Origin of the sequence: Streptomyces synnematoformans (genome assembly GCF_039531005.1) — a bacterium.
GTDB classification, from domain to species: Bacteria; Actinomycetota; Actinomycetes; order Streptomycetales; family Streptomycetaceae; genus Streptomyces; species Streptomyces synnematoformans.
In genome coordinates, this window is the sequence record NZ_BAAAPF010000214.1 from 1 (window position 1) to 12,610 (window position 12,610).

At 71.7% G+C, this 12,610-nt stretch carries 8 protein-coding genes and 3 pseudogenes; 2 read left to right on the plus strand and 9 right to left on the minus strand.

All coding sequences use genetic code 11. The annotated features are described in order from the left end of the window. Both ABD317_RS25635 and ABD317_RS25640 read right to left on the minus strand, forming a co-directional pair. Positions 1–410: pseudogene (locus ABD317_RS25635) on the minus strand (metallophosphoesterase); the annotation flags it as partial. Positions 411–413: 3 nt separating this feature from the next. Beyond that, the gene (locus ABD317_RS25640) at positions 414–725 is read right to left on the minus strand and encodes an SCO4848 family membrane protein (RefSeq protein ID WP_344292398.1); all 312 of its coding nucleotides are present in this window, start codon (positions 723–725) and stop codon (positions 414–416) included. A 303-nt stretch (positions 726–1,028) separates the two neighbouring features. Here ABD317_RS25640 and ABD317_RS25645 point away from each other — a divergent pair, with 303 nt between their 5' ends. Beyond that, positions 1,029–1,433 carry a type II toxin-antitoxin system PemK/MazF family toxin gene (locus ABD317_RS25645; protein ID WP_344292410.1) on the plus strand — a complete coding sequence of 135 codons (405 nt, stop codon included), beginning with the start codon at positions 1,029–1,031 and terminating at the stop codon, positions 1,431–1,433. Between the two features lie 102 nt (positions 1,434–1,535). On the opposite strand, the gene ABD317_RS25650 is transcribed toward ABD317_RS25645, so the two are convergent. From ABD317_RS25650 to ABD317_RS25660, 3 genes are all read right to left on the minus strand, one after another. Continuing rightward, on the minus strand, positions 1,536–2,444 hold the full coding sequence (locus ABD317_RS25650; protein WP_344292400.1) for a hypothetical protein: 909 nt from the start codon (positions 2,442–2,444) through the stop codon (positions 1,536–1,538). Positions 2,445–2,792: 348 nt separating this feature from the next. Next, entirely contained in the window at positions 2,793–5,264 is a 2,472-nt protein-coding gene (locus tag ABD317_RS25655; RefSeq protein ID WP_344292402.1) for a tetratricopeptide repeat protein, read from the minus strand. 154 nt (positions 5,265–5,418) lie between these two features. Continuing rightward, a complete protein-coding gene (locus tag ABD317_RS25660) occupies positions 5,419–6,195 on the minus strand; it encodes a hypothetical protein (RefSeq protein WP_344292404.1) in 777 nt (258 codons plus the stop codon). A gap of 195 nt (positions 6,196–6,390) precedes the next feature. Between ABD317_RS25660 and ABD317_RS25665 the strand changes: the two genes are divergently transcribed. Then, on the plus strand, positions 6,391–7,827 hold the full coding sequence (locus tag ABD317_RS25665) for a D-alanyl-D-alanine carboxypeptidase family protein (protein ID WP_344292412.1): 1,437 nt from the start codon (positions 6,391–6,393) through the stop codon (positions 7,825–7,827). Here the strand turns inward: ABD317_RS25665 and ABD317_RS25670 are convergent. From ABD317_RS25670 to ABD317_RS25690, 4 genes and pseudogenes are all read right to left on the minus strand, one after another. Beyond that, positions 7,735–8,583 (minus strand): annotated as a pseudogene (locus ABD317_RS25670) (YihY/virulence factor BrkB family protein); the annotation flags it as partial. The gene ABD317_RS25665 and the pseudogene ABD317_RS25670 overlap by 93 nt on opposite strands. Positions 8,584–8,752: 169 nt before the next feature. Next, a complete protein-coding gene (locus ABD317_RS25675) occupies positions 8,753–9,334 on the minus strand; it encodes a 2'-5' RNA ligase family protein (RefSeq protein ID WP_344292406.1) in 582 nt (193 codons plus the stop codon). 21 nt (positions 9,335–9,355) lie between these two features. Beyond that, a complete protein-coding gene (gene trpS / locus ABD317_RS25680) occupies positions 9,356–10,375 on the minus strand; it encodes a tryptophan--tRNA ligase (RefSeq protein ID WP_344292408.1) in 1,020 nt (339 codons plus the stop codon). 708 nt (positions 10,376–11,083) lie between these two features. After that, positions 11,084–12,297, minus strand: a pseudogene (locus ABD317_RS25690) (ATP-binding protein); the annotation flags it as partial. Positions 12,298–12,610: the final 313 nt, after the last annotated feature.

Sequence of the window (12,610 nt, forward strand, 5' to 3'; positions counted from 1 at the left end):
ACGACCTCCTGCGCGAGCGCGGCGCCGGCCGCCTCGCGCCCCGCCTCCGCTTCCGGGCCGCCGGCGCCCGTACCGCCCGCCGCCCGCCGCCGCGCCCGCCGCTCCAGCACCCGCAGCAGCACCGGCCGCACCACCTCGCCCACCGCGAGGGCCAGCAGCAGGTACAGCAGCAGCGCCAGCCACATCAGCCCCGGCCAGCCCAGCGCCCGCTGCACCGCCATCGGCGCCTCGGCCCGCTCCGAGGCCACCGTCGCGAACGCCATCAGCGGCAGCACGACGACCACCGGCGTCGCCAGCCGCCGCGGCCAGCCGCCGCGCCGCATGGTGTCGCGGACCAGCCGCCGCCACACGTACCAGTGCGCGGTGGCGACGAGCAGCAGCATCCCGATCGCGATCGGCACGAACACCACGGCCTACCTCCCGGCCCCGGCAGCCTCGCGCACGTCCCCGCCCGCGCCCTCGCCGGCCACCCCGCCGTCGGCACCGCCGCCGGCCCGCCGCGCCGCCCGTACGCCCCGCAGCCCGAGCCACCCGATCGCCGTACCCAGCGCGAAAGACGTCACGGCCAGCACGAGGTGCACCCAGAAGTACCCCGTGGGGTCCCCGTCCTCGAAGGCCAGCCCGCTGGAGTCCTTCCACAGGTTGCGGACGAACGTGATCCAGACGAACCAGGACCACCCGCCGAAGGCGAGCAGAAACCAGGAAGCGCGGCGTGAGAGGTGCATACGCCTAGCCTCGCACCCCTCCACGCGGGGCAGCGTGCGGGGCTGGACCTTCCCGCCGCCGGCTTTCGGGTTGACCAGCAGCGTGACGCGCTGTTCGGCGCGGAGGCCGTCCCCGGCCCACTCACTCGGTGTTGGCCCAGCAGTTCTTGCGCGGCAGGTCCTGACCCGTGTGAAGCGTCCTGCTGCCCGGCTCGTCAGGCTCTCGAACGCCTCCTGCCGGCAGGCAGGGTCTACGCTGTGACCGTCTCCACCCCGCGTCAGGCCGCGCAGCGTCTGCCTGCCGTCCCGTGTATCGGAGGGCTTGTGCAACGTGGCGAAGTCTGGTGGGTCCAGTTCGACGAGCCGAGGTTGGTCGTACTGCTGTCAGGAGACGACACGTCCGGGTTTCAGGCGATGCAGGTCGTCGCTCCGGCGGGCCTCGACATCAGCGGTCTGGGCATCGAGGTGAGGGTCGGTGCCGGTGAAGGGCTGCCGTTCGACGGCGTGCTGCGGCTCGCGTTCCCGCGTCCGGGCTTCACCCCGTGCACGTGGCTGACCACCGTGTCCCGGGACGACCTCACAGAGCGGGCGGCCGTTTTGTCCTCCGGGAAGCTCAGCGAGATCGACGATGCCCTCCGACTCGCTGAACAAGCACAGGAGCAGACCCCGGCAACGACCGCGAAGCTCAACGAGATACGGGACGCCCTCCGTCGCGGTGAACTCGGGTAGACGGACAAGGAGCCGACGCCCGCGACGGCATAGGCGCTCTCGGACGAGATGATCCACCCTGGACACCTGCCGCCTCGACGCCCCCACCATCAAGATCACGATCTACGGCTGGAGTCGCGGAAGCTGACAGTAAGCACTGTCATGCGGGTGCGTTATACAGTTGACGATCCTTGCGCTGCGTGGGCCTACTACCCATTTCTGGATGGGGCTGGCTGGAACGCCCTCCGTAATAAGAGGTTGCCCGCCGTCATCAATCATCGCCGACTGGGAATTCTTTCCCTCGGTATTGTACGTGGCGTGAATCCTCCACTCGCAGCGCCAGTCCTTTCGCGCCGCGCTGTTCACGTTGAGAGTTACAGGCGCCTCAGTACCTCCTACCGTGATCGTCTCGTGGCGAAAATATGGATCACCCCCCTTCTCCGATTTCACTGCACCTTCTGGGATTGCGGCCCTGGGGGTGTCCAACCCCTGTAGGGCGAAGACTACTTCTTTGATTGAGTAAGACCCGTCTGCGGGAATGTAGAGAAAAGATTTTGCCGACGTTTTCTCGCACTCTTCCTCGGCTTGCATGTCGACAATCTGAACTTGCGAATCTCGTTCACTTGAAATGTCAAGGTAAAATGGCTGAGAGTAGCCGAACTCCGTCGTGTCGTTCGGATCCTCGTTGTAGTCGATCTCAATCGCAGGCCGTCCTCCGTAGCTGTCGGCGAGTTCGTAAAAGCGATCCCAGGCGGTCTCTTTGTGGAGGTCCAGTCCTCGAAGCTCGTTTGAGTCGGATTCGCTGAAGGGCTCGTCAAAAACCACGTAGAAGGAGTCGATTGATTCCCAGACCTCCCATGGTCCTAGGTAGCGGACGTTCGTGGTGAGCGGGGGTGTTTCGGCCCGGATTTCCTTCCGTGCCTCCTCCTCGGCCTGTAGTTCTCTCCGTTTTGATGACGTATTCGAGTTCATCACCTCGGTGGTGATCAGCGATGCGATAAGGGTCAACGTGGCTGCCGCTGCTGTCCACATGACTCTGTAGCGCCACGCCTTCCAGCGCCTTTCCCTTGGTAAGTCGGATAACTCTGGCGCACTCCCTTGCAAGAAGGCGCTACTTTCCCGGCTCCACCGGTTCGGTTCTTGAGTGTGCTGAGGATGCCCGGAGGGCTCTGGTGGCTGAGGAGGTTCCGGTGTGGACATCTGTCCCCCTGTCATCATCAGACCACAGCAGCTTGCTGTGGCACCGTTTTCGGACGGCGGTCATCAACTCATCGAACCCGGGCCGGACAGCGTTGGGATCCCAGCCGGATCGGCCTACGTCCTTGAGACGGGCCTTGCTCTGCCCGGCGTACACCCACACGTACCGTGTCCATGCCGGTGTCACCGGAGACTGTCGGCGACGGTCGCTGCTTCGGGGGTGCCCAGCAGCGTGAACCGGCTCAGCGCGCGCCGCCAGCAGGCGCGGGCGGCCTCGGCGTGGTGGGCCGCGTGGTGGCACTTGCCCATGCCGTCGTAGGCGCGGGCCTCCTGGTAGGCGTCGCCGATCTCGGCCGCGAGGGCGACGGCGTCCCGGTGGCAGCGCAGCGCCCTTTCCGTGCAGCCCATCGCGCGCAGCGCAGCGCCGAGTTCGTTGAGCACCTGGACTTCGCCGTGCCGGTAGCCGATGGACCGGGTGATCGACAGGCTCTGCTCGTGGTCGGCGACGGCTTCCTTCCTGTGCCCCTCCTGCCAGATGAGCATCGCGATGTTCGTGAGGGCGTTGCACTCGCTGACCCGGTCCTCGATGCGGCGCGCGGTGAGCAGGGCGCTCCGGGCGATGTCGAGGAGCTGTCCGCTGTACTTGGCGATCTGCGGGAGGTGCGTGAGCGGTTCGTACCTGATCCCGTGCTCTCCGGCCAGCTTGGCGGCGAGGTCCGGCCGGTCGCAGAGGTCCTGGAGACTGTTCAGGGTCTGCGCGAGGTGTGTCTCGGCCTCGCGGAAGTCCCCCACGTACTGCAGGACGACGGCGAGGTTCCCCCTCATCCATCCCTCGCCGACCAGGTCGTCGATGGAGCGGAAGACGTCCATCGCGCATCTGAACCGGTCGACGGCCTCGGCGTGGCGGCCCCGGCGTGCGGCCGCGGCGCCCATCTGCGCGAGTGCCTGGGCCCGGTCGGCGGGGACGGGCGTGCGGCATGCGTGGGCGAGGAGGGTTTCGGTCTCCTGGTAGTGCCCGCCGAGGCTCAGGTAGCGGTGCAGGATGACCGAGAGGCGGCCGGCCAGTTCGGGGCGGCCGTCGTCCCCGGCGCGCAGGGCGGCGGCGACGAGGTTGGGCCGTTCGGCATCCAGCCAGGCGAGCGCGGACCTCCAGTCGGCCAGCGCGGGCAGCGGCCCCTCGCGGCCGGCGCGCGGTACGCCGCCGGACGGTCGGTTGCGGTACTCGTACGGGGCGTACAGGCGCATCGCCGCGTCGGCTGCGTGGTGGTAGTAGTCGAACAGCCGGCTGCGCGCGGCGCGACGGACCCGTGGCGGGTCGGCGTCGCCGCCGCGCTCGATGGCGTGGAGCCGTACCAGGTCGTGCAGGGTGAACCGGCCGGCCTCCCGCCGCCGGAGCAGGTTGGTGGCCAGCAGCAGCTCCAGGTGCTGCCCGGCGGTGACCGGATCGGTGCCCGTCAGCGCGGCGGCGGCGTACGGGTCGACGTGCGGGCCGGGCAGGAGGGCGAGCATCCGGAACAGGGTGCGGGCGTCGGCGGGGAGCCCGTCGTAGGACAGCCGCAGCGCCGCTTCGACCCGGTCCACCAGCACGGTGCCACGGTCGTCCGTGAGGCGTTCCAGATGGTCGGAGAGCGTCCAGCCGTCGCAGTGGCTGATCCGGCCGGCGACCACGTCCAGCGCCAGGGGCAGGTGCCCGACCGCCGCTGCGATCCGTCCGGCGGTCTGCGGAGCCCGGTCCATGCGGAGCGCCCCGACAGACTGGCGCAGCAGCTCCACGGCATCCGCGGGCGGGAACACCTCCAGGTGCACGCGCCGCGCCCCCGGCGGCCCGGCGATGCGCCGCCGGCTGGTGACCAGCGTCACGCAGGTGGGGACGCCGGGCAGCAGCGGGTGCAGCTGCTCCGCCGCGGCGGCGTTGTCCAGCACCAGCAGGGCCCGCGTACCGGCCAGGCGTGCACGGAACTTCCCGGCGCGGCCCGGCGGATCGAGCCGCCGTACGACGGAGGCGGACACTCCCAGCTGCTGCAGGAACGCGCCGAGCACCGCGCCCGGGTCCGCCGGCGGCAGATCGCGTGCGTAGCCGTTGAGGTCCGCCCACAGCACGACCGGAAAGCGCTCACGCCGCCACAGGTGGTGCGCCGCGTGCACGGCCAGTGTCGTCTTGCCCACCCCCGGCATGCCGTCGATCAGCCAGGTGCCGTACGCCCGGCCGGGAGGGCCGGCCGCATCGGACCCCAGCAGGCGGTGCAGCTCGGCCCGCCGGCCGGTGAACCGGCAGAGGTCTTCGGGCAGCACGCCTGCGACGGTGACGGCCAGGGACCGCTCCGCCGCGTCCCGGTCGCAGACGATCGTCGCGTGCGCCGCGCGCCACTGCGCAACGGCCTCGTCGCCCGCCAGCACGCGGACGACGTCCGCCATCAGCTCGACGTTCAACCGGGTGCGGCCCGGCTGGAAGCACCGGTGCACGGTGTTGAACGCGGGCAGCTCCGGAACGCCGCGGACCTGGCGTAAGCGCACCACCCTGCGATGCACCTCCCGCTCGGACTGCCCGCTCCAGGCCCGCAGCCTCCGCAGCCCGGCGACCAGGTCGTCCAGCGTGCGCGCACCGAACGGATCGAAAGACGTCGCGGCACGCGATAAGCCGCCCTCAGCAGACACCTTCCCCGCCCCCTGCCCCGTGGCTCACGGCCCCCTGCCCCAGCATGGACGCCGACAGCCCGAGGACGCCACAGGCACCGGCACACGGGACCTGTCCGCACCGCACGCTGCGGCGGGCCTCGGGGGCCGGTCGCGGACCGTGCGGGCACCGGGCTCAATCGGTCGCGTGGGGGTTGTAGTTCGCGCGGTGGAGGCGGGTGACGTTGCGGGCCATGCACACCTGGCACTCCACCCAGCCGGTCTTCCCGTCCTTCGTACGGGCCTTGCGCACCGGAGGGTCGTGGTCCGTGAAGCCGTCGGCCTCGTACCGCTCCAGCACCGCCTTCGGGAGGAACCCGTCCAGCTCACCCGCGTACATCTTCTTCCTGCAGAAGTCGCACACGTCGGCGACGGCCGGTTGTGCGACCACCTTCGGCCACGTGCCGTAGACCCGCTCCCACCCGAGGGCCGCGAAGAGCACGCAGCCCGCCGGGTCCACCGCGCCGCTGTCCTCCGGTGTGCGGTCGTTGAGGGCGTCCGCGCGCGCCGCGTCCCGGTCGAAGAGGAAGAACTCGCTGCACCGCTCGCAGACGGCCCACGGGGTGTCGTTGGCGGCGTGCTGCTCGACGAAGTCGCTGAAGGCGGAGAGCAGCTGGTCCCCCGACAGGAACATGTCCCAGAGTTTCCTGTTCGTCTCGAAGGCGTCGGCCCAGTGCGCCTCGGAGAGCATCACGGTCCGCGTGGGGAGGTAGTACGCATCCGCGCGGTCCAGGGGCGCGTTGCAGCAGTCGCACACCGCCGGGGCGGCGGAGCCCGGGCCGCCGGACGGGTCGAGTCCGGCGTCGGTGCCGGTTCCGGTGCCGGTGCCGGCGACGGCCGGTGCGGGCGGCGCGCTGCCGCCGTGCCGTCTGCCCGACCGCCCGCCGAACAGCCTGTCCCTGAGCCAGCCCATGCCCACCCCTCCTCCGTCCACGACGGTCGCACGGTCACCGTAGGACAGGGGCCGGGGACCCCTCCCGGGCCCGGACGCGCACGGCGTTCCGCGGGGCCGGGCCCCCGTCCGGGGGCGCTCGTCGGCCAACTAGCGCACCTCGGTGTCCACATCGGTGGCGACTCCAGGTAAGTTCACGGCGTGTCGACATCTCATGTGACTTTCCGCGGCGCCGCGCTCACCGCCGCCGCCACGCTGCTGTCGCTCGGAGGCGTCGCGCCCGCCGCGGCCCAGGACGACAAGCCGCGGCCTCCCGACCAGATGTCGAACATCGGGGGCACCCTGCTGGGTCAGCCCGGGACCCACGTCGACCTCGGTACCGGCGCGCCCGAGCTGCCGAAGAAGCTCACCGGGCGCTCCTGGGTCGTCGCCGACGCCGAGAGCGGCGCCGTGCTCGCCGCGCACAACGCGCACTGGAAGCTGCCCCCGGCCAGCACGATCAAGATGCTCTTCGCGCAGACCCTGCTGCCGCTGTTCAACAAGGAGGAGAAGCACAAGGTCGCCCCCGAGGAGCTGGCGGAGCTGGGCGAGGGCAGCAGCCTCGTCGGCATCAAGGAGAACCTCACCTACACCGTCCGCGAGCTGTGGCTCGGCGTCTTCCTCCGGTCCGGCAACGACGCCGTGCACGTGCTGTCCCACATGAACGGCGGCGTCGACGCCACCGTGCAGGCCATGAACGAGCGGGCGCGCGAGCTGGGCGCCGAGGACACCCACGTGGTCAGCCCCGACGGGTACGACGCCAAGGGGCAGACCTCCAGCGCGTACGACCTCACGCTCTTCGCCCGCGCCGGGATGCAGAACCCGGACTTCCGGGAGTACGCCGCCACCCCGCGGGCGAAGTTCCCCGGCGGCAAGAAAGGCAAGAAGGGCAAGAAGGGCAAAAAGCGCGAGTACTTCGAGATCCAGAACACCAACCGCCTGCTGACCGGCGACGTCGACGTGGACGTCTACGAGGGCATCGCCGGCATCAAGAACGGCAACACCACCAACGCCGGCGCCACCTTCACCGGCGTCGCCGAGCGCGACGACCGGGTGCTGCTCGTCACCGTCATGCACCCCGACGAGAACGAGTCCAACGCCGTCTACAAGGAGGCCGCCGACCTGCTGGACTGGGGCTTCAAGGCCGCGCCGGCCGTGCAGCCGGTCGGCGAACTCGTCCCGCCGGAGGGCGTGCGCCCGGAGGACGGCGCCGCCGCCGGTGCCGGTGCCGGCGCCGACGAAGGGTCGGGCAAGAACGCCGACGGCGCCCCCGGCGAGGCCGGTGAGACCGGCGGTTCCGCCGGCTCCGGCGAGGAGCCGTCCGCGGCCGACGGCGCGGAGTCCGCCGGCGCGGCGGACGAGGAGGGCGGCGTCGGTACGGCGCTCGCCATCACGGTCGGCTCAGTCGCGCTGCTCGCGATCGTCGCCTTCGTCATCCACCGCCGCTGGCCGCTCCCCGACCTCGTCGGCCGTGGCCGTCCAGGCGGCGCAATAGAGCAGGAGGCGGGCCAGGAAGTTGAGCCAGAGGACAAGGGCGACGGGGACGCCGAAGGCGCCGTAGACGCTCCGTCCGGCGACGCCGCTGATGTATCCGCTGAGAAGAAGCTTGAGTAGCTCGAAGCCCACCGCCCCGAGGAGCGCGGCCTCCAGCACCCGCCGCCGCGGCGGGTGTACCCCCGGCAGCCGGGTCAGCAGGTAGACCAGCAGGAGGAAGCCCGCCGTCACCGCGGCGGCGAAGCCGGCGACCGCCAGCAGCGCGCCGCCCCAGCCGCCCTCCTCGACGCCGAGCCGGTCGAGGACCGCGCCGGCCGCGGTCGTGGTCGTGACCGAGACGGTGAGCGAGACGAGCAGCGTGCCGCCGAGGCCCAGCAGGACGAGGGCGTCCTTGCCCTTGCCGAGGAACAGGTTGTCCGAGCCGTCCGCCCGGTCCCACACCGCGCGCAGGGCGTCGCGCAGGGTGCTGATCCAGTTGACGCCGGTGAGCAGCAGCGCGGCCAGGGAGATCAGCCCGACCGTGCCGGCGTGGGCGAAGAGGCCGCCGAGGTCGAGCCGGTCGGAGATGCCGGGCACCTGCTCGGTGATCCACTGCTCCACGTCCTTGCGCCGGCTCTCGCTCAGCAGCGCCGCGGAGAGCGCGGCGGCGGTGGTGAGCAGCGGGAAGAGGGCGACGAAGCTGCTGAACGCCACGGCGCCGGCGAGCCGGCTCCAGTGCCGGGCGTCGAGGTGCTCGTAGGCCCGGTACGGGCGGGTGCGCAGCAGCCGCGCGACGTACGGACCCACGTAGGGCAACCTGGTCAGCCACTCCACGCCCACTCCTGCCGTCGCGTCCCCCGTGCCGCCGCCGGGGTGCGCGGCGGCGGCCGTACGCACCGGCGTATGCCCCGGAAACGCCAGGTTATCGGCGGGGGCGGTGGGACGGGCGGCGCGGCACGCGCCGGGAGTGGCGGGGAGCGAGGGGGAGCGCCGGGGCGTGGCCGGGGGCGCGGGGCGGGGTGTCTGGGGGAAGCCCCGGGGTGGTGTCTCGGGAGGAGTACGGGCCTCAGCCCGGTGACGTGGCCGGCTCGGAACGGGTCTGCGCCGGCACCTCCCGCGCCGGGTCCCCGCCGAAGCGGAACTCCCGCTGCAGCCGCCACACGCCCTCGGCGTCCTGCTCGTACAGCGAGAACCCGCCGACCGTCCACCCCGCCTCGAAGTCCGCCAGCTCCGCCGCGGCCCGGTCCATCGCCGCCTCGTCGATGTCGTGGGCGATCGTCACATGCGGGTGGTACGGGAACTGCAGCTCCCTGGCCAGCGGCCCGGAGGCGTCACGGACCGACTTCTGCAGCCAGGAGCAGGCCGCCGCGCCCTCCACCACCTGCACGAACACCACCGGCGTCAGCGGCCGGAACGTGTCCGTGCCGATCAGCCGCATCGGGAACGGCACGCCGCGGGCGGCGACCTGCGCCAGGTGCCGCTCGATCCGCGGCAGCTCGCCGGCGTCGGCCGCGGTCGGCGGCAGCAGCGTGATGTGCGTGGGAATGCCGTGGGCCGCGGTGTCGCCGAAGCCGATCCGGTGCTGCTGCAGCAGGCTGCCGTACGGCTCCGGGACGGCGATGGACACACCGACCGTCACGGTCCCCACAAGCGTCTCCTTCACGTGCCCTCAGTGTTTGGCGGGCAGGAAGCCCACCTTGTCATATGCCTCTGCCAGTGTCTCCGCCGCGACCGCACGCGCCTTCTCCGCGCCCTTGGCCAGCAGCGAGTCCAGCGTCTCCGGGTCGTCCAGGTACTCCTGCGTACGGGCGCGGAACGGCGTCACCCACTCGGTCACCACGTCCGCGAGGTCGGTCTTCAGCGCACCGTAGCCCTTGCCGGCGTACTTCTGCTCCAGTCCGGCGACGGCGTCTCCGGTGAGCGTCGAGTAGATGGTGAGGAGGTTGCTGACGCCGGGCTTGGCCTCGGGGTCGTAGCGGATCTCGGTGTCCGTGTCGGTCACCGCGCTCTTGATCTTCTTCGCGGAGGACTTCGGCTCGTCGAGGAGGTTGACCAGCCCCTTGGGCGACGACGCGGACTTGCTCATCTTCACGGTCGGGTCCTGCAGGTCGTAGATCCGGGCCGTCTCCTTCAGGATGTACGGCGCGGGGACGGTGAACGTCCGGCCGTAGCGCGCGTTGAAGCGCTCGGCGAGGTCGCGGGTCAGCTCGATGTGCTGGCGCTGGTCCTCGCCCACGGGCACGGCGTCGGCCTGGTAGAGCAGGATGTCGGCGATCTGCAGCACCGGGTACGTGAAGAGGCCGACGGTGGTGTTGGCCGTGCCCTGCTTGGCGGCCTTGTCCTTGAACTGGGTCATGCGGGACGCTTCGCCGAAGCCGGTGAGGCAGTTCATCACCCAGCCGAGCTGCGCGTGCTCGGGCACGTGGCTCTGCACGAACAGCGTGCAGCGCTCCGGGTCGAGCCCGGCGGCGAGGAGCTGGGCGGCGGCCAGGCGCGTGCTGGCGCGCAGCTCCTTCGGGTCCTGCGGGACCGTGATCGCGTGCAGGTCGACCACCATGTAGAACGCGTCGTGCGTCTCCTGCAGCGCCACCCACTGGCGGACGGCGCCGAGGTAGTTGCCGAGGTGGAACGAGCCGGCGGTGGGCTGGATGCCGGAGAGTACGCGGGGGCGCTGGGTCGAGGCTGCCATGCCGCTCATTCTCTCAGGTGCGGAACCCGCCGCGGGTCGCCGGTGTAGGCAGGGTGCGGAGGTCCTGGGCGGGCATCCGGCGGGCATCCGGGGGAGGAGCGGCGATCAGCGGGGACGACGGTGCGGGCGAGGCGCGACTCGTGGCGCGCGTACGGAACGGCGAGGCCGAGGCGTACGCGGAGCTGGTACGCGCCCACGCGCAGACCGCGCACCGGCTCGCGCTGCTGCTGGGGGCGGGTGCGGACGCCGAGGATGTGGTGCAGAACGCCTTCATCAAGGCATACCGGGCGCTCGGCGGCTTCCGTGACGGTGCGGCCTTCCGGCCGTGGCTGCTGCGGATCGTGGCCAATGAGACCAAGAACACAGTGCGGTCGGCGGCGCGGCGACGGGCGGCGAACGAGCGTGCGGGGGCGCTGGCGGCCGGGGCGGCGGACTGGGTGACGGCCGGCGGTACGGCGGCGGGCGGGGGCGGTCCGGGCGCGGGCGCGGGGGGTGGCGGAGGTGACGGCGACAGGGGCGACCCGGAGGGGCTGGTGCTGGCGGCGGAGCGGCGGGAGGAGCTGCTGACGGCGCTGCGGTCGCTGCGCGAGCGGCACCGGGAGGTGGTCGTCCACCGGTACCTGCTGGACCTGGACGAGGCGGAGACGGCGGCGGCGCTGGGGGTGCCGCGGGGGACGGTGAAGTCGCGGCTGAGCCGGGCGCTGCGGGAGCTGGAGCGGCGTGGAGTCGCGCAGCGGGCGCGGCCCGGAGGTGGCGCCGATGCCCTGGGCCGCGCCGGTGGCGGGGGTGGTGGTGAGCAGGACCTGCGGCACGACGAGCACCGCGCGGACGCCCCCGTACGCGGACGGGCGCAGCGAGACGCGGAAGTCGTACGTCTGCGCCAGCCGGCCGACGACCGCGAGCCCGAGCCGCGGCGTCTCGCCGAGGTCGTTGAGGTCGATGCCGGCCTGGGCCTCGGCGAGCATGTGCTCGGCGCGCTCGCGCGCCTCCTCGCTCAGGCCCACGCCGCCGTCCTCGATCTCGATGGCGACGCCGTTCTGCACCTCGGTGGCGGACAGGTGGACCTTGGCGTGCGGCGGCGAGTAGCGGGTGGCGTTGTCGAGGAGTTCGGCGACGGCGTGGATCAGCGGCTCGACGGCCGAGCCGACGACGGCGACCTCGGCCACGGGGTGCAGCTCGACGCGCTGGTAGTCGATGATCCGGGACATGCCGCCGCGGAGCACGCTGTAGAGGGCGATGGCCCTGCCCCACTGGCGGCCGGGGCGGTCCCCGCCGAGCACGGCGATGCTGTCCGCGAGCCGCCCGACCAGCGCGGTGCCGTGGTCCAGCTTGAGCAGGTCGGCGAAGAACTCGTGCCGCCGGCCGTGCCGGTCCTCCATCTCGCGCAGGCTGCGCGCCTGCTGGTGGATGATGGCCTGCACCCGGCGGGCGATGTTGACGAACCCGCGCTCGGCCGAGACCCGGAGGTCCTCGGCGTTCTGCACCGCCTCGACGACGGAGCGCAGCGCGGTCGCGTGCGCGGCGCGGACCTGTGGGCTGAGCGACTTCTCGGCCTCTATGTCCGTCAGCACGTCCTCGGCGTACTCGCCCCGCTGCAGCCGCGCGACGGCCTGCGGCAGCAGGCCCGCGAGCCGCACCATCTCGGCCTCCTGGGCGGCGAGCCGGCGCTCCCACGCGGCCTGGTGCTCGGCGTGCCGGGCGTACAGCTCGCTGGCGGCCCGCCCGCGGCGCTCGGCCTCGGCGGCGGCGAGCGCGACGACGACGGTGGCGACGATGCCGCACACGGCGACGGGGGTGCGCGCGTCCCGGGAGACGAGCGGCAGGGCGATGGCCGTGCTCACGACCACGACGGCGGTGGGTATCAGCCACCAGCGGACGAAGCCCGTCCGCCGGCCGCCGGTGGCGGGTCCCGCTGGATCCATCAGCATCCTCAGGGTCGAACGACTGTGTGGCGCCAAGCGATCACGCTGAGCATCGCAAGCAGCTTAGTGCGCTCCGCTTGCCGCAGGCATAGGTTCGCTGCATGTCCAACTAACGCACGCTTCACGCTAGTTGACGGTCACTCAGCCATCCGGTTCTGACCGTTTTTCAGCCGGTACCGAGCAGTTCGAGGACATCGGCATCCGACAGCTGCTCGAAGTCGTCGTACCAGAGTCCGACCGCGCCGAAAGACGCCGGCGCGTGCAGGCAGAGCACGTCGTCCGCCTCGCTCCGGACCGTCCGCAGCCCGCCCGC